The sequence below is a fragment of the Streptomyces sp. M41 genome, from assembly GCF_043673425.1.
In the GTDB taxonomy this organism is placed as follows: domain Bacteria; phylum Actinomycetota; class Actinomycetes; order Streptomycetales; family Streptomycetaceae; genus Streptomyces.
Map to the genome: position 1 here is coordinate 182663 of NZ_JBIMKE010000004.1, position 21116 is coordinate 203778.

General features: G+C 72.4%; 20 protein-coding genes. 4 read left to right on the top strand and 16 right to left on the bottom strand.

The features are described from left to right. Window positions 1-77: 77 nt before the first annotated feature. From ACHBTE_RS07385 to ACHBTE_RS07395, 3 genes are all read right to left on the bottom strand, one after another. On the bottom strand, window positions 78-1040 hold the full coding sequence (locus ACHBTE_RS07385; RefSeq protein WP_394722654.1) for a phosphotransferase family protein: 963 nt from the start codon (window positions 1038-1040) through the stop codon (window positions 78-80). Window positions 1041-1282: 242 nt separating this feature from the next. Continuing rightward, entirely contained in the window at window positions 1283-1480 is a 198-nt protein-coding gene (locus tag ACHBTE_RS07390) for a hypothetical protein (protein ID WP_394722656.1), read from the bottom strand. 250 nt (window positions 1481-1730) lie between these two features. Then, window positions 1731-1979 carry a hypothetical protein gene (locus tag ACHBTE_RS07395; protein ID WP_394722657.1) on the bottom strand — a complete coding sequence of 83 codons (249 nt, stop codon included), beginning with the start codon at window positions 1977-1979 and terminating at the stop codon, window positions 1731-1733. 196 nt (window positions 1980-2175) lie between these two features. On the opposite strand from ACHBTE_RS07395, the gene ACHBTE_RS07400 reads away from it, so the two are divergent. After that, entirely contained in the window at window positions 2176-3600 is a 1425-nt protein-coding gene (locus ACHBTE_RS07400) for a protein kinase (RefSeq protein ID WP_394722876.1), read from the top strand. A gap of 93 nt (window positions 3601-3693) precedes the next feature. On the opposite strand, the gene ACHBTE_RS07405 is transcribed toward ACHBTE_RS07400, so the two are convergent. The 10 genes from ACHBTE_RS07405 to ACHBTE_RS07450 form a co-directional block, all read right to left on the bottom strand. Further along, window positions 3694-4089 (bottom strand): NUDIX domain-containing protein, encoded by a 396-nt coding sequence (locus ACHBTE_RS07405; RefSeq protein ID WP_394722658.1) that lies wholly within the window; start codon window positions 4087-4089, stop codon window positions 3694-3696. A 6-nt stretch (window positions 4090-4095) separates the two neighbouring features. Next, window positions 4096-4914 (bottom strand): TrmH family RNA methyltransferase, encoded by an 819-nt coding sequence (locus ACHBTE_RS07410; protein WP_394722659.1) that lies wholly within the window; start codon window positions 4912-4914, stop codon window positions 4096-4098. Window positions 4915-4978: 64 nt separating this feature from the next. After that, window positions 4979-6220 carry a uroporphyrinogen-III C-methyltransferase gene (cobA, locus tag ACHBTE_RS07415; protein ID WP_394722660.1) on the bottom strand — a complete coding sequence of 414 codons (1242 nt, stop codon included), beginning with the start codon at window positions 6218-6220 and terminating at the stop codon, window positions 4979-4981. A gap of 226 nt (window positions 6221-6446) precedes the next feature. Continuing rightward, a complete protein-coding gene (gene cobT / locus ACHBTE_RS07420; RefSeq protein WP_394722661.1) occupies window positions 6447-10604 on the bottom strand; it encodes a nicotinate-nucleotide--dimethylbenzimidazole phosphoribosyltransferase in 4158 nt (1385 codons plus the stop codon). Between the two features lie 370 nt (window positions 10605-10974). Then, entirely contained in the window at window positions 10975-12186 is a 1212-nt protein-coding gene (cbiE, locus tag ACHBTE_RS07425; RefSeq protein WP_394722662.1) for a precorrin-6y C5,15-methyltransferase (decarboxylating) subunit CbiE, read from the bottom strand. Window positions 12187-12301: 115 nt separating this feature from the next. Beyond that, window positions 12302-12940 (bottom strand): GNAT family N-acetyltransferase, encoded by a 639-nt coding sequence (locus ACHBTE_RS07430; protein ID WP_394722663.1) that lies wholly within the window; start codon window positions 12938-12940, stop codon window positions 12302-12304. Between the two features lie 163 nt (window positions 12941-13103). Beyond that, window positions 13104-13931, bottom strand: coding sequence for a MetQ/NlpA family ABC transporter substrate-binding protein (locus tag ACHBTE_RS07435; protein WP_394722664.1), 828 nt, complete (start codon window positions 13929-13931; stop codon window positions 13104-13106). Between the two features lie 74 nt (window positions 13932-14005). Next, complete coding sequence (locus ACHBTE_RS07440) at window positions 14006-14731, bottom strand: methionine ABC transporter permease (RefSeq protein ID WP_394722665.1); 726 nt, start codon at window positions 14729-14731, stop codon at window positions 14006-14008. Next, complete coding sequence (locus ACHBTE_RS07445) at window positions 14728-15780, bottom strand: methionine ABC transporter ATP-binding protein (protein ID WP_394722666.1); 1053 nt, start codon at window positions 15778-15780, stop codon at window positions 14728-14730. Before ACHBTE_RS07445 ends, ACHBTE_RS07440 begins: the two co-directional genes overlap by 4 nt. Window positions 15781-16167: 387 nt before the next feature. Continuing rightward, a complete protein-coding gene (locus ACHBTE_RS07450) occupies window positions 16168-16815 on the bottom strand; it encodes an HAD family hydrolase (protein WP_394722668.1) in 648 nt (215 codons plus the stop codon). Between the two features lie 69 nt (window positions 16816-16884). Between ACHBTE_RS07450 and ACHBTE_RS07455 the strand changes: the two genes are divergently transcribed. Beyond that, window positions 16885-17244 (top strand): hypothetical protein, encoded by a 360-nt coding sequence (locus tag ACHBTE_RS07455; RefSeq protein WP_394722669.1) that lies wholly within the window; start codon window positions 16885-16887, stop codon window positions 17242-17244. After that, window positions 17225-17668, top strand: coding sequence for a hypothetical protein (locus ACHBTE_RS07460; protein WP_394722670.1), 444 nt, complete (start codon window positions 17225-17227; stop codon window positions 17666-17668). The genes ACHBTE_RS07455 and ACHBTE_RS07460 overlap by 20 nt, the downstream gene beginning before the upstream one ends. Window positions 17669-17767: 99 nt before the next feature. Here ACHBTE_RS07460 and ACHBTE_RS07465 read toward each other — a convergent pair whose 3' ends face one another. The 3 genes from ACHBTE_RS07465 to ACHBTE_RS07475 all read right to left on the bottom strand — a co-directional run bounded on the left by ACHBTE_RS07465 (window position 17768) and on the right by ACHBTE_RS07475 (window position 20058). Continuing rightward, window positions 17768-18265, bottom strand: coding sequence for a GNAT family N-acetyltransferase (locus ACHBTE_RS07465; protein ID WP_394722671.1), 498 nt, complete (start codon window positions 18263-18265; stop codon window positions 17768-17770). Between the two features lie 45 nt (window positions 18266-18310). Then, a complete protein-coding gene (locus ACHBTE_RS07470) occupies window positions 18311-18817 on the bottom strand; it encodes an RNA polymerase sigma factor (protein ID WP_394722672.1) in 507 nt (168 codons plus the stop codon). A 74-nt stretch (window positions 18818-18891) separates the two neighbouring features. Beyond that, a complete protein-coding gene (locus ACHBTE_RS07475) occupies window positions 18892-20058 on the bottom strand; it encodes a glycerophosphodiester phosphodiesterase (RefSeq protein WP_394722673.1) in 1167 nt (388 codons plus the stop codon). A 368-nt stretch (window positions 20059-20426) separates the two neighbouring features. Between ACHBTE_RS07475 and ACHBTE_RS07480 the strand changes: the two genes are divergently transcribed. Beyond that, on the top strand, window positions 20427-21101 hold the full coding sequence (locus tag ACHBTE_RS07480; RefSeq protein WP_274237642.1) for a 1-acyl-sn-glycerol-3-phosphate acyltransferase: 675 nt from the start codon (window positions 20427-20429) through the stop codon (window positions 21099-21101). Window positions 21102-21116: the final 15 nt, after the last annotated feature.

Genomic DNA, 21116 nt, shown 5'->3' on the forward strand with positions numbered 1-21116 from the left:
CGGCTCAACTCCTCGCCGGTCGGTCCTGCTTCGCGTATCGCCAGGACAGACTCTGTCCGGCTGCGGTCGGTTGCACACTACTTTGCGTGGCCTTGCATCAACTCAGGGGGGACGGACGCCATTCGGTCACAGGCGTCGACGAGACACTGCTCGACCTCGTCGAGGAGCCGGCCCTCGGCCAGGGCCTTGGTGATCGCACGGGCCGCGGTCTGCACGGTGAGGGCGCGGGCGGGGACGTCCAGCGCCGGCCAGGGGTCGCCGTCGGCGGGGACGGCCGGGCCGCCGGCGGCGCGGTAGGCGGTGAGGAACCGGTCCCATTCGTCGGGCGGGAGCAGCCCGCAGGCGTACCAGGCGGCGGGCCGTCCGAGGTCCCAGGCGGGCACGCCGACGCCGAGGTCGTCGACGTCGATGAGGAGCCAGGGGCCGTGCGGGGCCGGATGCCGGACGAGTTGGCCGAGGTGGAGGTCGCCGTGGCAGAGGGTGCTGCCGTCGGGCTGGGGTGCCTGCGCGCGGGCCCAGGCGGGAAGGGTGTCCCAGGCGCGGAGTACGGCGGTGGTCCCGGCGGGCAGGTCGGTGTTCGTCGCGGCCTTCTGCGCTGCCGTGCGCAGCCGGGCCAGGGCGAGCGCCGCCTTGACCGGGCCGCGCATGGGCGGGAGGGCTGTCGGCGCGGGGGTCCGGTGCAGACGGGCCAGCAGAGTCGCCGCGGCCTCCCAGGGGGCCGCGTCCGGGTCGGCCGGGTCGACCGGGGCGCCGTACGGCCAGAAGGTCACCAGTCGGCCGTGCAGATCGACCGGCGTGGGGGTGAACGGAGAAAGGAGGAGGCCGGGAAGGCGGGTCGCGGCGGTGAGGCGGGGGGTCAGGTCGGCGGGCGTGCTGTTTGGGGCGTGGGCCTTGGCGACGGTGTCGGCGTGCCGGACGACGGTGGCGTCGGGGCGGTCGGCGAGCGTGCGGGTCGCTCCGCAGGGGCAGCCGGAGGTGCGGGAGTGGGCCACGGCCTCCGCTCGGGCGGTGAGGGCGGGCAGGAGGGGGCTGGGGGTCACGGGAGTCCCTTGGCTGCGGATGCTTTGGCGTGAGGGTACGCGCGTCGTGGCCCCCCGGTCCTGGGTGTGGGTGGGGGACTTGGCCGTGCCTGGACCGGTACCGGGACAGCGAGGCAAAAGCAATGCCGGCGCAGCTCCCCAGCTGCGCCGGCATCTGTGCCGTCCGCCGCACCCCCGTCCCCACGGGGTTTCATGGGTGGATGTCCCCGCCCGGACCGCTCTTCCGGGCCTGGGGTCGCCGCTCAGCGCCCCAGCATCACGCCCACGGACGACGCCTGTGTGGCCACTGTCTCCCAGCCGTCGAAGACGAGGAGGAGCAGGGCCGCCAGGGGAAGGGCCATGAGCGTCGCCACCAAGGGGTGGCGGCGGCCCTGGCGGCGGGGGCGCTGCGTGGTGCGCGCCGGTGTGCGGATCAGTGTCCGCGAAGCCGTCTGGGCCATGGTCCCTCTCCCGACCTGTGTCAGTTGTCCTTGGCAAGCGGCGGGTGTCTGACCTCGGGGGACGAGTGCTGCACCCGCCGCTTGACCTCAAATCTAGGCGCCCGGCAGGTCCGGCACGTCATGCCCTCGTACCTATTGCCGGGCCTCCCGGAGGATGAGCCATGACGTACGGAGTACTCCCCTGGGTGGAGACGAGCTCTCCGGTCTCGGGGTCTTCCCGGAGGGGGCGCCCGACCTGATCCGCTTTGCGCTACTTTGCCTCGAGGTTTCTCTCCGAGCCGTCCTCACGCGGCACGGGCTGCTCGACCAGGGCCAGCACCCGGTTCGCCATGAAGCGGGCGGTACGCACGACCGTTCCGCTTCGGGTGACTTCGCTCACTTCCACGACACCCCGACGCACCGCCGTCTCCACCCGGCGGCCCGCCCTGCTCGCCACCACCTCGTAGGTACGCGTCGTGTCCCCGGCGTCCACGACTATCTCCACGCGATCACCCTTCACGGGCTCAATCCCCCTTCTGCGACGGACGGTTGAGGGTGGTGCACGGCCTAAGTCGGCCTGCTCACCGGCCCCCTGACCACTCTTCAAGTCTCCCACCCACCACTGACAATCCATCGGGTCGAGAGGGCGCGGCCTCTGCGCGCCAGGGCCCGTGGAAACGTAAGCTGTGGCTCGTCAGACGGACCGGGCAGCGGGGATGAACATGGCGATGATGCGCCTCAGGCGCGAGGACCCGCGCGTCGTCGGCTCCTTCAGGCTTCACAGACGGCTCGGGGCGGGCGGCATGGGCGTCGTCTATCTGGGCTCCGACAAGAAGGGGCAGCGGGTCGCGCTGAAGGTGATCCGGCCGGACCTGGCGGAGGATCAGGAGTTCCGGTCGCGGTTCGCGCGCGAGGTCTCGGCGGCACGGCGGATTCGCGGCGGCTGTACGGCACGGCTCGTCGCCGCCGACCTCGAGGCGGAGCGCCCCTGGTTCGCCACTCAGTACGTCCCCGGCCCCTCCCTGCACGACAAGGTGGCCGACGAGGGCCCGCTCGGCGCGGCGGAGGTCGCCATCATCGGCGCGGCCCTCTCCGAGGGGCTCGTCGCCGTGCACGAGGCCGGGGTCGTCCACCGCGACCTGAAGCCCTCGAACATCCTGCTGTCCCCCAAGGGCCCGCGGATCATCGACTTCGGCATCGCCTGGGCGACGGGCGCCTCGACGCTCACGCACGTGGGCACGGCGGTCGGCTCTCCCGGCTTCCTCGCCCCGGAGCAGGTGCGCGGCGCCGCGGTCACCCCGGCCACCGACGTGTTCTCGCTCGGCGCCACGCTCGCGTACGCATCGATGGCCGACTCGCCCTTCGGGCACGGCAGTTCAGAGGTGATGCTGTACCGCGTGGTGCACGAGGAGCCACAGCTGTACGGCGTTCCCGACGCCCTGTCCCCGCTCGTGCGGGCGTGTCTGGCGAAGGATCCGGAGGACCGGCCCAGCACGCTCCAGCTCTCGCTGCGTCTGAAGGAGATCGCGGCCCGGGAGGCACAGGGCCTGTCGGACGTACGCCCGCCCGCGCCGCGCAGTGCGGAGGCCGACCGTCCGACCGGCCGGCTCGCCGACACCTACGCGGAGCAGCCGCGCGTGCAGCGCCGCACGCAGGGCACTCCCCCGCCGCGCGGCACCGGCGTGCCCCGGGGCACCGGCTCCCCGCGCGTCCCCGGGCCCGCCCGGGACGGAGCCCCGTCGCGCGGCGGCACCCATCCGCACGGCGGGACGGCGTCGTCCCGTCCCGGCCCCGGCACCCGGCCGATTCCCTCCTCACGGGGCGCCTCCCGTTCGGGCGGCGGCAACCGGCCCGCCCCACGCAGCGGCACCGGGCGCCCGGCACCGCGGAACACCGGGACCGGGCGGCGGCCCGCCAACCCGCAGTTGCTGCGGCAGCGGCTGTTCGTGTTCGTCGTCGTGACGCTGCTGGTGGCACTCGGCATCGCGGCGGCGCAGGGCTGCCAGGGCCCGCAGCGTGGACTCGACGACGACGGCAACGGCGTGCGTGAGCGGCAGGAGCGGGTGGAGCGGGACTATGCGCCGCTGGACGGGGACTTGATGTCCGAGCGGTACGAATCGACGCTGGAGATCTCGGACTAGGTCACCGGGTCGGCGGGTCATCCAGCAGCCGGTCGGGCCGTCGGGCAGCCGGTCGGGTCGCCGAGCAGCCGGGCCCTCGTCGTGGTGCCGGGCTCACAGGTCGGGCAGGACTCGCTCGAAGAACTCGCGGTCGCCTTCGAAGACCGGGTCCAGGGCCAGGAACTCCTCCGGTGTGACCCAGCGGGTGTCGGCGACCTCCCCGGGATCGGGGGTCACCTCGCCGGTGTCCGCCCGAGCCGTCCACCAGTGCAGGCGGAAACGGCCGTCGTCGGTCTCGGACTCCCAGATTTTCGCCAGGGGTACGACGGTGAGTCCGACCTCTTCGCGGACCTCGCGGACCACTGCCTCCCGCTGGGTCTCCCCCGGTTCGACCTTGCCGCTGAGCGGCTGCCAGTAGCCGGGGCGCGCGACGGCGGGGCCGCGTCGGATCGCGAGGAGTCGGTCGGCGCGCAGCAGGACCGCGACGACCGCCTCGCGCTGCGCGGACACGGTCGCCTAGACCTGCGGGCGGCCCGAGGCCACCGCGTAGAAGGCGACCGCGGCGGCGGCGCCCACGTTGAGGGAGTCGACGCCGTGGGACATCGGGATGCGGACCCACTCGTCGGCGGCGACCAGGGCCTGGGTGGACAGGCCGTCGCCCTCGGCGCCCAGCATCAGGGCGACCCGGTCCATGCGATGCGGCGCGGCCTCGTCTAGGGTCTTGGCCTTCTCGTCGGGGGTGAGGGCGAGGAGCGTGAAGCCGGCCTCGCGGACCGACTCCAGGCTCTTGGGCCAGGTGTCCAGGCGGGCGTACGGCACGGAGAAGACCGCGCCCATGGAGACCTTGACGCTGCGTCGGTAGAGCGGGTCGGCGCAGTCGGGCGACAGCAGTACCGCGTCCATGCCGAGGGCGGCGGCCGAGCGGAAGATGGCGCCGATGTTGGTGTGGTCGTTGACCGACTCCATGACCACCACGCGCCGGGCGGACCGCAGGAGTTCGGTGGCGGTGGGGAGCGGCTTGCGCTGCATGGAGGCGAGCGCGCCGCGGTGCACGTGGTAGCCGGTGACCTGCTCGGCGAGCTCGGGGCTGACCGCGTAGACCGGGGCCGGGAGTTCGTCGATGACGTCGCGCATGACGTCGACCCACTTGGCCGAGAGCAGCATGGACCGCATCTCGTAGCCGGCTTCCTTGGCCCGTCTGATGACCTTCTCGCCCTCGGCGATGAAGAGGCCCTCGGCCGGCTCGCGCTTGCGGCGCAGGTCGACGTCGGTCAGGCCCGTGTAGTCGCGCAGGCGCGGGTCGTCGGGGTCGTCGACGGTGATGAGATCGGCCACAGGGTGATACTGCCTTGTCCAGAGTGCGGTGCCAACGGCTTGGCACGGGTTGTGTTACCGGGGGTTACTCGCGGGGCGCGACGGCCGTGGGTCCGACCTTCACGACCTCGCCGATGACGATGACCGCGGGCGGCTTCACGTCCTCGGTGCGTACCGTCTCGCCGACCGTCGCCAGGGTCGCGTCGACGCGGCGCTGGGTGGCCGTCGTGCCCTCCTGGATCAGGGCGACGGGCGCGTCCGGGGACTTGCCGTGGGCGATGAGGGTCTCGGCGACCTTCCCGATCGTGCCGACGCCCATGAGGATCACCAGAGTGCCGGTCAGCCGGGCCAGGGACGGCCAGTCGACCAGGGAGCGCTCGTCGTCGGGGGCGATGTGGCCGCTGACGACCGTGAACTCGTGGGCGACGCCCCGGTGGGTGACCGGGATGCCGGCGGCACCGGGGACCGAGATCGAACTGGAGATGCCGGGCACGACCGTGCAGCTGATCCCGGCCTCGGCCAGCGCCTGGACCTCCTCCATGCCGCGCCCGTAGACGAAGGGGTCGCCGCCCTTCAGCCGTACGACCGACTTGCCCTGCTTGGCGTATTCGATCAGGGCGTTGTTGATGGCCTCCTGGGCCATGAACCTGCCGTACGGCAGCTTCGCCGCGTCGATGACCTCGACGTGCGGGGAGAGTTCCGCGAGGAGGTCGCGGGGGCCCAGGTGGTCGGTGATGACGACGTCGGCCTCGGCGAGCAGACGGCGGCCTCGCACGGTGATGAGGTCCGGGTCGCCGGGGCCGCCGCCGACGAGGGCGACTCCGGGCGTGCGGGTGCGGTGGTGCGGGGCGACGAGGGTGCCGTCGCGCAGGCCCTCGACGACCGCGTCGCGGATGGCGGCGGTGTGGCGGGGGTCGCGTCCGCTGGCCTCCGTGGTGAGGACGGCGACCGTGACACCTTCGCTGTGGCCGGTCGCCGGAGTCCAGGCCGTCGCCTCGTCGGCGTCGTCGGAGCGTACGCACCAGACGCGGTTGCGCTCGGCTTCGGCGGAGGCCCGGGTGTTCGCCTCCAGATCGCCGGTGGCGATCAGGGCGTACCAGATGTCGGCCAGGTCGCCCTCCTCGTAGCGGCGCGGCAGCCAGGTGATCTCGCCGGCGTCCGCCATCGCCTGGACCGAGGGGGTCACCTCGGGGGACACGAGGAGGACGTCGGCGCCCGCTGCGATGAGGGCCGGGAGGCGGCGCTGGGCGACCTGACCGCCGCCGAGGACGACGACCTTGCGGCCGGTGAGGCGGAGGCCTACCGGGTAGGCGGGGTTTTCGGCCATGAGGGTGCGGCTCCTCTGGTGCGCGGTGCGAGGCCCTGACGTGCGGATTTTACGGTGCGTGCGGGAGAGGCGGGACGGGTGTCCGGTGGCTGGGCGCCGTCGCCGGGTGCGGCTGGGGGGTCCGTGCCGTCCGTTCCGCCCCACGGAACGACAGGTCACGGACCCACGGGACATGTGAAAGTCCTCGTGACCGGGCTTCCGGCCGGGTGGGCGGCGCCGGCTCCCGCTACTTCTCGGTCACTCCCGCCGAGTCGAACGTCGCCACCTCGTGCATCGCCCTGGCCGTGCTCTGGACCAGCGGCAGCGCCAGGAGCGCGCCCGTGCCCTCGCCGAGGCGGAGGTCGAGGTCGACCAGGGGACGCAGGCCCAGCTTGTTCAGAGCGGCCACATGGCCCGGCTCGGCACTGCGGTGGCCGGCGATGCAGGCCGCGAGGACCTCGGGCGCGATCGCGCGGGCGACCAGGGCCGCGGCACCGGCGCTGACACCGTCCAGGATCACCGGGGTGCGCAGGGAGGCGCCGCCCAGCAGGAGGCCGACCAGCGCGGCGTGCTCGAAGCCGCCGATCGCCGCCAGGACGCCGATGGGGTCGGCGGGGTCGGGCTGGTGGAGCTCGATCGCGCGGCGGACGACGTCGGTCTTGCGGGCGAGGGTCTCGTCGTTGATGCCGGTGCCCCGGCCCGTCACATCGGCCGGGTCGGTGTCCGTGAAGACGGAGATCAGGGCCGCCGACGCGGTCGTGTTGGCGATGCCCATCTCGCCCGTCAGCAGCGCCTTGTTGCCGGCCGCCACCAGGTCACGGGCCGTCTCGATGCCGACCTCGATGGCCTGCTTGGCCTCCTCGCGGGTCATCGCGGGGCCGGTCGTCATGTCGGACGTGCCCGCGCGGACCTTGCGGGGCAGCAGGCCGGGGGTGGCCGGGAGGTCGGCCGAGACACCCACGTCGACGACGCAGACCTCGGCGCCCACCTGGCCGGCGAAGGCGTTGCAGACCGCGCCGCCGCCGAGGAAGTTGGCCACCATCTGGGCGGTGACCTCCTGCGGCCAGGGTGTGACGCCCTGGGCGTGCACCCCGTGGTCACCGGCGAAGATCGCGACGGCCGCGGGTTCCGGGATCGGCGGCGGGCACTGCCGGGACAGGCCGGACAGCTGCGCGGAGATGATCTCCAGCATGCCGAGCGCGCCGGCCGGCTTGGTCATGCGCTTCTGCCGCTCCCATGCCTCGCCGAGCGCCTTGGCGTCCAGCGGGCGGATCTGGGCGACGGTCTCGGCGAGCAGGTCGTGCGGCTCCTCACCGGGCAGGGCGCGACGGCCGTACGTCTCCTCGTGGACGACCCACGACAGCGGGCGGCGCTTGGACCACCCGGCCTGGAGCAGCTCGGGCTCGTCCGGGAACTCGTCGACGTATCCGACGCACAGGTAGGCGATGACCTCCAGGTGCTCGGGCAGGCCGAGGGCGCGGACCATCTCGCGCTCGTCGAAGAAGCTGACCCAGCCGACGCCGAGGCCCTCCGCGCGGGCGGCGAGCCAGAGGTTCTCGACCGCGAGCGCGGCGGAGTACGGCGCCATCTGCGGCTGGGTGTGCCGGCCCAGGGTGTGGCGACCGCCGCGCGTCGGGTCGGCGGTGACGACGATGTTCACCGGGGTGTCGAGGATGGCCTCGATCTTCAGTTCCTTGAACTGCTTGGCCCGGCCCTTGGGGAGGGACTTGGCGTACGCCTCGCGCTGGCGCTGGGCCAGTTCGTGCATCGTGCGGCGGGTGTCGGCGGAGCGGATGACGACGAAGTCCCAGGGCTGCGAGTGCCCCACGGAGGGCGCGGTGTGGGCGGCCTCCAGGACGCGCAGCAGCACCTCGTGCGGGATGGGGTCGCTGCGGAATCCGTTGCGGATGTCGCGGCGTTCGCGCATGACCTTCAGGACGGCCTCGCGCTCGGCGTCGTCGTACGCGGGCGCTGCCGGCCCGGTGGACTGGCGTGTTTCTTCCACCACGGCCCTGTCCTCTTCTGCGGTGTCTTCCTGATCGGCGGCCCGGGTCTCCAGGTCCTCCGCGTGCTGGACGAGTTCGGGGTCGCCCTCACGGGGTCCGGGGACCGTGAGGACGGCCGCCGGTGCCTCCTGCGTGGGCAGGACGGTCGGGTGCGGCGGGGTCGGCGCGAGATGCGGGGTGGTCGGCACGGTTCCCTCGACCGCGACGAACTGTCCCAGCGGCTGATCCGGCGCGGGGTCGAGGTGCGGCCCGGCCGGGTCCGGCACGGGCCGGAGCTGGGGCCCGGCGGGTTCGGCCACGTAGGTCTCGGGACCGTCGGCCGGCATCGACTGCGGGTCGACCGTGTCGGGGGCTGCGGCGGCGGCATCGGCCGACGGCTGCGGGAGCTCGGCCGGGTCGGCTGTGACGTCCTCGGTCTGCTGAGTCTCCGGCAGCGGGCCGACGGGGGCGACGAGGTGGGCTTCCGGCTCCGCGGCGGTCTCGCTCACCGGGAGTGCCTCGGCTCCGGCGTCCGCCGCGTCGGTCGCGGCCTCCGGCATCGGCTGGGGGGCCTGCGCGAGGTACGGATCCGCCCCGGCCTCGGGGCCTTGTGTGTCCTGAACGGGCTGACCGGCCTGGGCGGCGGGCTCGTCCTCGTGCTGGTGGACGGGCGGCTCGGCGACCGAGGGTTCCTGGACCGGTTCGGGTACGCCGGTGGAGGCGGCCTCGGCGGGGGTGGCGGGGAGGGCGTCCGTCGGCTGGGCGTCCGTCGCCAGGGGATCCATGGGCTGGGGAGCCATGGGCTGGGGAGCCATGGGCTGGGGAGCCATGGGCTCGGGGGCCGGCTCGATCTGCTCGGCGTCCGCGAGGTGGTCGGCGGGGAGCGCGTCCGGTGCCGCTGCCTGAGCGGGGGTGGGCTCCGGGCCGACCTGGGCGGGAGCCGTCGCTGTGGGCTCGGGGGCCTGAGCGGCGGACGGGACGGCTTCGGGGGCCTGAGCGGCATCGGGGAACTGCTCGGCCTCGGGCGTGTGCGCCGGTTCGGTGCCCTGGGGGGTGGCGTGGGCGTCGGCGACCTCGAGGGCGGCGGGGGCCTCGGCGGGCTGTGCCTGGCCCTCGGCTGTGGGGGCGTCGAGGGCCTGGGCCGCTTCGGGCTCGGGGGCATGCTCGGCTCCGGGAGCGACGGCGCCCGAGAGCTGCTCGGCGTCAGGGGCGACCATCTCGGGAAGCGGCCCGGACTCCTGAGCGGCACCCTCGGGGAGCCCCACGGCCTCCGGCGCGATGCCCTCGGGCGGCTGCACGGCTTCCGCGACGACACCCTCGGTCACGTGACCGGCCTCGGCAGCGGGAGTCCCTGCGACCTGTGCTGCTTCAGCGGCGCCCTCCACCACGGGGTGACCCGCAGCCGGGACGTCGACGAGCTGCGCTCCCCCGACTCCCGTGGCCTGTACGGCACTTGCGTCGGCCTCGCTCAGCGGGGCACCCACGGCATCCGTACCGGCGGCATCCGTAGCGGCGGCATCCACGGGACCCTCGGCCTCACCGTTTCCGGCATCGGCGTCGGCGGTCGCGATCTCACCGGCACCGGAGTCCACCCCGCCGGTCGCGGCCTCTTCGCCTCCCGGAGCGGGCGCGTGCACCGCGGCCTGGCCGACCTCGGGGGCCGGCGCGACTTGGGTCTCGGCGCCCGCCGGTACCGGCCCGCCGTGCTCGGCGTCCTGCTGGACGGGGACGCCGGCCTCGGCACCCTGGCCTGCGGCCGGCGCCTCGTGGGCCGCGGCCGGTGCGGCGCCGGCCTGTGTGGCCACCCGGGCCACCATCGCCTCGGCCACACCGACGGGCTCGACTGCCGGCTGACCTGCCGGGACAACCGTTTCGGCAGCCGGTGCCTCGACGCCCACCTGTACGGGGGCCAGAGTCTGGCCGGGGGCGCCCCACGGGGTGGCGGCCTGCGGGGCGGACGCCTCGTGGTGCTGGGGGGCGTCGAGGTACTCGGGGCCGGGCTGGCGGACGGGGGTGCCGACGGCGCCGCGGTCGGCGAGGGAGCGGACCGGGCTGGCGGAGGCATCCGGGATCGGCGGACCGAGATGGAGCGGGCGGCGCGGCGTGATCGGCGGAATCGGCGTCGTGGGGGCCGTCGGGGCGGACATGCGGACGGCGCTGAGGTCGACCGAGCCGCTGTCGCGGCCGGAGAGCTCGTGCGCGTCCGGCTCGTGCACGGCCTCGACGAGCGGCTCCGGCGCGGGCGGCGGGGTCTCGTTGCCCCAGGCGCCCTGGGAGCCGGGCAGCAGCAGGTCTTCGTCCTCGACGGCGGTCTCGGAGAGGTAGGGGTACGAACCGTGCGCCTCGGGGGCGCCCGGCTGCTCCACCATGCCTGCGCTCTCCGGCTGCCCGTCGCCCGGGACCTGGCCGGTGTCGGTCATGCGTACCCCTCGCCCATCGGTTAGTGCTTCCACGACCAGCTCTCACCGGGGACGGCGCACCGACCGCCCCCGCAGTGAAGAACGAGCGTGCATGCCCAGCGGCACGAACGACCCGTCCAAAAAAGGCGACAAAGCCATTCAGTGGCATTGTCGTGGCCGTTCGGCCGTCGCGACAGGTTGATCCGCGACAGGCCGCTGTGGACTGCGCCACGTTGCGCGTCCTCCGGTTCCGCCGTACCACACCCACCCCAAACGGGGCGTGTTTTTCCGGACATTGACCGACGAAGTGCCGGGCGACCGAGTGCGGTACAACGATCGGCCAGCCTACCGCGCGCGGTACGACAACCGGATCACGGGGACGGCTGTGCGGTCAGGCCGTACGGTCCGGCAGGACCCCGCTGAGCAGGAACGCCACGCTCCGCTCCCGCTCCGTCCAAGCGCGCGTGTCGAGCTCCACGGACTGCAGGAGGGCGCACTCGACGTCATAGCCGTGCTGGGCGAGATCGCGGCCGACGAGTTCGGCCTCGTCGCGGGTGGCGGCGTGGGTGACGATGCGCTGCGGGCGTCGGTCGGCGACGGCGGAGACGACGGCAGGCCCGCCCCCGCCGACGCGGACGACGTCCGGTTCGGGCAGGTTCTCCAGGGCGTGCGGGGCGGTGCCGTGCACGATCTGGAGCTGGACGCCGAAGCCGCGTGCGTTGGCCTCGGTGCGGGCGCAGGCCCGCGGGTCGCTGTCGACGGCGATGACGGCGGCTCCGGCGCGGGCGGCCTCGGTGGCGAAGGCGCCGCTGCCGCAGCCGATGTCCCACACGAGGTCGCCGACGCGCGGCCCGAGCCGGACGAGTTGGGCCGCGCGCAGCCGCTCCAGCTCGCCTTCGCCCATGAGGCCGCCGTAGGCCTGCGCGGGCAGGGTCCAGCCGCGCGGTCCGGCGCCCGGGTCGCGTCCGGCGATCCACTCCCCGGACTCCCGCGCTGCGGTCGTGCCCCCGATGACGATGACCACGTTCGGGTCCCGCCAGGTGTGGTCGGCGGCCTTGTCGGAGGTGACGACGGTGACCTGCTCGTGTTCGCTGCCCAGCGCCTCGCAGATGACGAACGTGCGGTGGACGCCCTCCAGCAGCAGTCCGAGTTCCGCGGGTCCGGCGCCGGGCGAGGTGAGCACGGCGACCTTGGTGTGGGCGCGGCACACGTTCACCGCGCGTCGCAGGGTGCGACGGTGTGCGACGACCACGTCGGCGTCGTCCCAGGGCATGCCGGCCCGGGCGAAAGCGGCGGCGACCGAGGAGACGGCGGGGACGACCTCGACCTCCAGGCCGAACTCGGGCGCCCGCAGGGTCCGTACGACTCCGAAGTAGCCGGGGTCGCCGTCGGCCAGCACGACCGCGGTGCCGCGGTGGCCGGCGATGCGGCGGGCGGCGAGGGCGACGCTGCCCAGACGGATCCGCTCGGCGGCGGGCGGCACCTCGGGGAGCGCCAGATGGTGGGCGGCGCCGGCGACGAGCGTGGCGGCACCGAGGGCGGAGCGGGCCGCCGCGGTCAGCGGCGAGCCGTCCCAGCCGATCACCGTGACGCGGTCGGCCATCGTCGTCAGTCTCCTGGATTCTGCGCAGGTCGTGGTGGGCAGCCCGCGGGGCGGGCTTGGTGAGGGTACCTGGTCGGCAGGTCGGCGCCTCGGGTGCCCGAGGGGTCGTTTCCCGTCAGTTCCAGTCGCCGAACGAGGTGAAGCCGCCGGAGTCGGCCAGTTGCTCCCCGGCGCCGTCGAGGTCCTCGGGGAGCAGGCTCCACACGATGAAGTCGGTGCGTACGTCGGTCCAGGTGCCGTCCTCGGTGCGGACGCGGGCTATGCAGGCGTTGCGCAGGACGCCCTCGCTGATACAGCCGATCTTCTGGGCGACCTGCTGGGAGGCGGTGTTGTCGGCGGCGGTGCGCAGCTCGATGCGCTCGAATTTCTGGTCGGTGAACAGCCATTGGGCGGTGGCGAGCGCCGCCTCGCAGGCATAGCCCTCGCCGCGGGCCCAGGGCGCGACGATGTACGACAGTTCGGTGGCGCGTACGTGCCAGTTGGTCTTGGTCAGCTGGACGACGCCGACCAGGCGCTGGGTGAGGAACTCGGTGACGGCGAGGTCGAGCCCGCGGCCGGCCTCCCGTTCGGCGGGGGCGTGTCCGGTGATCCAGGTGCGGGCGCCGTCCTCGGTGAAGGGCTGGGGGACGCTCGTCCAGGCGCCGACCTGTTCGTCGTTCATCATCTCGGCCAGCGCGGGCACGTCGTCCTCGTCGAGGGGGCGCAGCACCAACCGCTCCGTGCTGATGGAGATGTTGGGGAAGGTGCTAGTCATGCGCCGCTCCGTAACCTTCGAAAAAATCCTTCAGGACCTGCTGAACTGCCCAGCATGCAGCATGAAAGCACCGAAGTGCACCACGGGGCCCACCCCAGGTGATGGAGTGGACCCCGTGCGTGGCGATACGCGGTAAACGCACCGTCAGATATCGGCTGACCTCTTAGAACGCGGCGACGACGGCGCCGTCGTACTTGTCCTCGATGAACTTCTTCACCTCGGGCGAGGTGAGCAGCTTCGCGAGCTTGGCGACGCGCGGGTCGTCCTCGTCGCCCTTCTTCACGGCGAGGAAGTTGCCGTACGGGTTGTCCTCGGGCGACTCGGCGGCGATGGCGTCCTCGGCCGGGCTGAGGTCGGCCTCCAGGGCGTAGTTGCCGTTGATGACGGCGGCGTCGACGTCGCCGAGGGAGCGCGGCAGCTGGGCCGCCTCGAGCTCCTTGAACCGGAGGTTCTTCGGGTTGGCGGCGACGTCCTTGGGGGTCGCGTCGTAGCCCACGCCCGCCTTGAGCTCGATCACACCATTGGCCTCCAGCAGCTTCAGCGCGCGGGCCTCGTTGGTGGTGTCGTTCGGCAGGGCGACGGTGGCGCCCTTCTTGAGGTCCGCGAGCTTCTTGACGCCCTGGGAGTACACACCGAGCGGCTCCAGGTGCACCGTGGCCTTCGGCACGGCGACGACGTCGGTGCCGTTCTTCTTGTTGAAGTCGTCCAGGTACGGCTGGTGCTGGAAGTAGTTGGCGTCGACCTCGCCCTGCTGGAGGGCGGTGTTCGGCGTCACGTAGTCGGTGAACTCCTTGACCTCGAGCTCGAGGCCGGCCTTCTTCGCGAGCTTGTCCTTGACGTAGGTGAGGATCTCGCCCTGCGGGGTGGGGGTGGCGGCGACCTTGAGCGGGGCGTTCGCGTCGGAACCGGAGTCCGAGCCGCACGCGGTGAGCCCGAGGGTGAGGGCTCCGACGGCGAGGGCGGCGGTGGTGATCTTGGCGGTGTTACGCACGAAAAGTGCCTTTCCTGTGGTGGTGCTACCCCGACATGGGTGTGCGGGGGGTTCTGGGGGTCCGGCCGAGCGGCTCAGACGGTCTTGCTGGTGGCCGTGGCGGCCTTCAGCAGACGCAGCCTGGGTGTCGGACCGGACTGGCCGGCGCGGCGGTGCAGGGAGCGGGCCGCGTAGTCGCCGGCGAACTGGATCAGGGAGATCACCACGGCGAGGATCGCGACGGTGAGCCACATCAGTTCGGTCTCGAAGCGCTGGTAGCCGTAGCGGATGGCGATGTCGCCGAGGCCGCCCGCGCCGACCGTGCCGGCCATGGCCGAGTAGCCGATGAGGGCGACGACGGTCGTGGTGGTGCCGGCGATCAGCGAGGGGAGGGACTCGGGTACGAGGACCTTGCGGACGACGGTCCAGGTGTTGCCGCCCATCGACTGCACGGCCTCGACGAGCCCGCGGTCCACTTCGCGGACAGCCGTCTCGACGAGGCGCGCGAAGAACGGGATGGCCCCGATGGCGAGCGGCACGATGGCGGCCTCGCGGCCGATCGTCGTCCCGGTGACCCAGCGCGTGAAGCTCATCAGGGCGACCATCAGGATGATGAACGGCATCGAGCGGGCGACGTTCACGATCTGCCCGATGACCTTGTTGGCGAGGACGTTCTGGAGGAGGCCGCCGCGGTCGGTGAGGACGAGCAGGACGCCGAGCGGAAGTCCGCCGACGACGGCGACGAGGGTGGACCAGCCGACCATGTAGAGGGTGTCCCAACAGGCCTGCTCCAGCAGGGGCTGCATCTCGGACCAGGTCACTTGGCACCTTCCTTCACCAGCAGGGACGTGTGGTCCGAGGCGCCCAGGACGTCGATCTGGAGGCCCTGTTCGCGCAGGAAGCCGATCGGCACCACGTTGTCCTCGTAGCGGCCGGGCAGTTCGATGCGCATCCGGCCGACCTGGAGGCCGCCGACGGTGTCGATGGCGGCACCGAGGATCGATATGTCGATGTTGTAGGTGCGCGAGAGCTGGGAGATGACCGGCTGGGTGGCGGCCTCGCCCTGGAAGGTGACGTCGACGACGGTGCGGTCCTCGGCGGAAGCCTCGCCGCCGACCGGGAAGAGCGCGGAGGCCAGCTCGGAGCCGGGGGTCGCGAGCAGTTCGCTGACCGTGCCGGACTCCACGACACGGCCCCGCTCCATGAGCGCGGCGGAGTCGCAGATCGACTTCACCACGTCCATCTCATGGGTGATGAGCAGGACCGTCAGGCCGAGCTGCCGGTTGAGATCGCGCAGCAGCTGCAGGACGGAGCGGGTGGTATCCGGGTCCAGGGCGCTGGTGGCCTCGTCGGAGAGCAGCACCTTGGGGTCGCCGGCCAGTGCGCGGGCGATGCCGACGCGCTGCTTCTGGCCGCCGGAGAGCTGGGCGGGGTAGACGTTGGCCTTGTCGGCGAGCCCGACGAGGTCGAGGAGTTCGAGCGCCTTGCGGGAGCGCTCCTTGCCCGACTTGCCGAGGATCTCCAGCGGGAGTTCGACGTTGTCCTGGACCGTCCGGGAGGACAGCAGGTTGAAGTGCTGGAAGACCATGCCGATACGGCTGCGCGCCCGGCGGAGTGCCTTGCCGGCCCGGGGGCCGCGGCCCGCGAGGGCGGTGAGGTCCTGTCCGTCGACGGTCACCGTGCCGGCGGTGGGGCGCTCCAGCAGGTTGACGCAGCGGATGAGCGAGGACTTGCCGGCGCCGGACTGGCCGATGACGCCGAAGACCTCGCCCTCGCGGACGTGCAGATCGACGTCGTCGAGGGCGGTGACCTCGCGGCCGCCTGAGCGGTTGGCCCGGTAAATCTTCGTCAGGCCCGATGTGGTGATCACTGGGATTCCGTCACTGTCGAGTGCGCGGCACGTCGTGGGCGCCGGGCACGGGGCATTTCATGGTCGAAGGCAGCCGGAACGCAGCACGGTTCTCGCAGGCGCGGTCGAACCGGGGGAGAAGCGTGTGCGCGGGGCGTGGCTCGGTCGTCGGTTCCGTACGCGGGCGTACGGGCGGACGGGAGCGGGCTCTCGCTTCGGGGCGCGAGGCTCAGATGGTGCAGGGGCCCTCTAGAAGGCGCACATTCGACACATACAACGAGCACCGGGCGTCATGGTCGCCTCGGTCGCAGGGGTGCGGTCGCTCGTCGTGGTCATGCGATCAGTAAACCAGACGTACGGTCCTTACCGGCCGCCGCTGTCCGCATGCTGGACAGCGGCGGACAGTGGTCAGAGGCGGGCGGAGATCTCCACTCCCCCGTCGATGACCAGCGCGTTCAGGGCCGACAGGTCCGGGACGACGAGGTCGGCGTCGAGCTCGTGGGCCTGGTGGGTTGTGGTCAACGCCACGGTGGTCATGCCGGCGGCGCGACCCGCCGCGAGCCCGGCGGGAGCGTCCTCGAAGACGACGCAGTCGGCCGGGTCGACGCCGAGTTCGCGGGCGGCGAGCAGGTAGGGCTCGGGGTCGGGCTTGCCGCGGGTGATGTCGTCGGCGGTGACCATCGTCTTGGGGAGGATGCCGACGGCGTCGAGCCGGGCTTCGGCCAGGCGCCGGGTGGCCGAGGTGACGACGGCCCAGCGGTCGGCGGGCAGCGAGTCGAGGAGTGCGCGGGTGCCGGGCAGCAGGTGGACGCCGCCGTTCGGCACGTCCTCGACCTCCATGGTCTCGATCCGGGCGAGGGCCTGCGGCACGACGCCGGCGGGCAGCAGCTCGGCGACTATCTCGACGGCCGGGCGCCCGTGCAGCTCGACCCTGCCGAACTCCTCCGAGATGCCGTACTCCTCGGCCCAGCGTGCCCAGCAGCGGTCCACGGAGTCGAGAGAGGAGACGAGGGTGCCGTCGTTGTCGAACAGGAGGGCTTGTGCGCGGAACGTCATGTTCTCGACCCTACGGTGCCCGCCGGGGGTGACCGCATCGGGCCGTTCGGACCGTAATAGGCTCGCCACATGCTTGATGCCCTGACGCTGGTGACCGGCGTCGCCGCGCTGCTGCTCGCCGCCTGGTGCGGGTGGGCGGCCCACCGAGATCAGCCGACGAAGGACTGGCACTTCATCGGCATGGCCGTGGTGACGGTGCTGGCGCTGGTGCAACTGGTGGTCGGGATCGTGCAGCTGGCGCGGGGCGAGAAGCCGGAACAGGGCACGACGATCTTCGTGGCGTATCTGCTGGGCGCGTTCGCGTGCGTCCCGGCCGCCGGTTTCATGTCGCTGGCCGAGCGCAGCAAGTGGGGTTCGGTGACGGTCGCCGCGGGCGGTGTGGTGCTCGCCGTGCTTCAGGTGCGGCTCCATGACATCTGGGGAGGCTGAGGTGGCCGTGGCGGAGCAGAAGCCGACGCGGCTGATCAGCGGGCCGGGGATCCTGCTGGTCTGGCTGTACGGCGTGATGGTCGTCGGGGCCGTGTCGCGTTCGGCGTACCAGATCGCGACGGAGTTCGACCGGGCCCCGCTCGCCTATGCGCTGTCGGCGATGGCGGGACTCGTGTACGGGTTCATCACGTACACCCTGGTTCGAGGCGGGGAGCGGGCCCGCAGGGCGGCGGTGGTGTGCTGCGCCGCGGAGTTGCTGGGCGTGGTGACGGTCGGCACGTGGACGCTGATCGAGCCGTCGGCGTTCCCCGACGCGACCGTGTGGTCCGACTACGGCATGGGCTACCTCTTCATTCCGGTGCTCCTGCCGCTGTCCGCGCTGTATTGGCTGCGCAGGCGTGCGCCTCATGGGGACGCCGCCTGAGGCTTCTCAGGCGGCTGCGCCCGTCGTCGTGATCTTCGTGATCTTCGTGATCTTCGTCGTACGGTCGCGCAGTCCCCGCGCGCCCTCAGGGCGCCATGGTCACGCGGTGGTCGCGTACGCGCCCGCGGTCTTCTCCAGGACGATCATCGGTACGCCGTCCGCGCCCTGGGCCGTGCCCACCGCCTCGTAGCCGACCTTGCGGTACAGACGGAGGCTGCCCTCGCTGCGGTGGCCCGCTTCCAGGCGGAACGTCCTGGCTCCGCGCTGCTCGGCCAGGGCTCCTTCGGCCGCGCGCAGCAGCCGCGCGCCGATGCCGTGGCCCTGGAGGCGGGGGTGGACGCAGAGCTTGCCGATGGCGGCGGCGCCGTCCGCGGTGACGCTGCCGCGGACCGAGCCGACGACCTCGTCGCCGAGCCGGGCGACGAAGACGCAGTCCCCGGCGACCTCGGCGCGGACCGAGTCCAGGGTCTGGACGAGCGGGTCGATGCGGTAGTTCCCGTACAGCGCCGCTTCGCTCTGGAAGCACAGGTACTGCAACCTGAAGATCTGCTCCGCGTCCTGCTCGGTCGCCGCAGAGATGGTCACGCTCATGCCCATGTGCGCACGCCTCCCGCTCACCTGATCGCCTGTCGTCCCCCACTCCTATCCCCGCGCTCCGCGGGCCGCAACCTCCGGCGTGAGCAATCGGCGCAGACATCCCAGGCATCTGGAACGTTCCGGTCCGAGACTGCCCTGTGAGATACCCAACTCCCCCGCGATTTCCCGGTATGTCAGGTCCTCCGGGGAGAGCAGGGCCGCCACGAGGCGGGGGCAGCGGCCGGGCAGCCGGCGCACCGCCGCGCGCAGGGCCCGGTGGCGGGCGGCGGTGAGAGCGAGGTGCTCCGGGTCACCGGCGCCCGCGTCCGCGGGCTCGTTCTCGTACGGCTGCTCCCGTCGGGCCGTACGGCGGCTGCGGCGGGCCTCGGAGCGCACGGCCCGGCGCAGCCAGCCCGGCGGGTCCGTGGGCGGGCCGTGCGAGCCGAGGCGCTCCAGCAGGCGGAGCCACACCGCCTGTTCCAGGTCGCCCGGCTCGGCTCCGCAGGCTGCTGCCTCGGCAGAGGCTTCCGCGACGAGCAGCGGGCGCAGGGCGGCAACGAGGTCGTCCGTCATAAGCGGCACGACGCCGCCGCCCGGGTGCCGGGTTGCCCGGACGGCCGTCACTCACCCCAACCGGGTCGGACCGCTCAGCCGTTGACGAAGTCCTCGCGGGCCAGCAGGCCGGTGTCCGGGTGGTCGGTGAACACACCGTCGATGCCGGTCGCGAAGTACGCCCGGTAGGCGCCGAAGACGTCGCCGTAGGCGTCGGCGTCGGTGCCCTTGCGGAAGTTCGCCGGGAGGAAGGGGTTCTCGTTGCGCATCGTGTAGGGGTGCAGGAGCAGGCCGACCTTGTGCGCGTCGCTGACCAGGGTGGTGGGCGTGGTGAGGTTGCCGTTCGCGTCCTTGGGGATGACCAGGTCCAGGGTGGGGCCGATGCCCTGCGCGTAGGAGGCGATTGCCCTGAGGCCAGCCGGCTTGATCAGGTCGGCCACCGTGCGCGGGTCACCCGTCTCGACGAAGTCCCAGGGCCGGGTGCCCGCGCCGGAGAGCAGGACCACCAGCGGGTTGTCGACCAGCTTGTTCAGGCGCTGGATGCTGGTCGGCTCGAAGGACTGGAGAACGACGGGTGCGTTCCGCCGGTCCTTGCGGTGCTTGTGCAGCACCTTGGCGACCCGCTCCTCCAGGGGGAGGCCCTGCCCCCGGAAGTAGGTGGGGTGCTTGAGCTCGGGGTAGATCCACACCTGCTTGCCGCGCCTGCGGCTCTGCTCGTCCTGCCACTTCAGGACCTCTTCGAAGGTGGGGATCTCCCAGCGGCCGTCGTAGAGGGTGTTGTGCGGACGGTTGGCCGGGATGCGCTCGGTGGCGCGCAGGGTCTTCAGTTCGGCGAGTGTGAAGTCCTCGGTGAACCAGCCGGTGGTGGAGACGCCGTCGAGGAGCTTGGTCTTCCTGCGGCCGGCGAACTCGGGGTGGTCCGCTACGTCGGTCGTGCCGCCGATCTCCGGCTCGTGCCGGCAGACCAGGTGGCCGTCCTTGGTGGGCACCAGGTCGCCCGCCTCGACGATGTCGGCGCCCATGTCCAGGGCCAGCTGATAGGCGCCGAGGGTGTGCTCGGGCCGGTAGCCGCTGGCGCCGCGGTGGCCGATGATCGTCGGCCTGGGCAGACCGCGCAGCCCGCCGCCGCCACCGTGCCGGGCCTCGGCGGCTCTCGCCGTACCGGACAGGCCGAGGACCGCTCCGCCCGCGCCGAGCACGGCCGCGCCGAGAAGCATCCGCCGTCCGGTCGCGCCCGTCTGCTCGTTCTCCTGCGTTGCCATGAGGCCCTCCCTGCCGTCTTTCCGTTCGGTGCGGGCCGATCGTAGGTGCGTGTACATGACCGATGGGAGACATCCGGCGAAACTCGCCGGTGACGCTGGATGTCGTACGGGGAGGGAGTGGTGACGGGCCGTCGGATTCGGACCGGCGATACTGGGGAGTCGTCCTGTACGCCCCCGGGGCGATGTCCGTCACATCGTGACGGGCGCGTTGCGTGCCCTCGTCGGCGCGGCACCGCAGGTAAACGTGCGTCAACAGTGCGTAAGACCTCGGTGAAGTCGGCCCACCCGATGTGCGGGACCCCCGGGACCGCGAGTATCGTCCTCACCTGCACAGACTTATACAGAACCCCTTGACACCGGAGGGCCCGTTGTCCCGCTTCGCGCTCATCAAGGCAGTGCTCGGACCGATCATGCGCCTGATGTTCCGCCCACAGGTGGAGGGCGCGGAGCACATCCCGGGCGACGGTCCGGTCATCCTGGCCGGAAACCACCTCACCTTCATCGACTCGATGATCCTGCCGCTGGTCTGCGACCGTCAGGTCCTGTTCATCGGCAAGGACGAGTACGTCACCGGCAAGGGCCTCAAGGGCCGACTCATGGCCTGGTTCTTCACCGGCGTGGGCATGATCCCGGTCGACCGGGACGGAGGCCGGGGCGGGGTCGCGGCCCTGATGACCGGGCGCCGGATCCTGGAGGAGGGCAAGGTCTTCGGCATCTACCCCGAGGGCACACGGTCACCCGACGGGCGGCTGTACCGGGGCCGTACGGGCATCGCCCGTCTGACGCTGATGACGGGTGCGCCGGTCGTTCCCTTCGCCATGATCGGCACCGACAAGATCCAGCCGGGCGGGGCGGGAATGCCCCGGCCCCGCAAGGTGACGGTCCGCTTCGGCGAGGCCATGGAGTTCTCGCGGTACGAGGGGATGGACCGGGACCGCTATGTGCTGCGGGCGGTGACCGACTCGGTGATGGCGGAGGTCATGCGGCTGTCGGGGCAGGAGTACGTGGACATGTACGCGAGCAAGGCCAAGGAAGCGGCGTAGCTCCGCTGGGTTCGG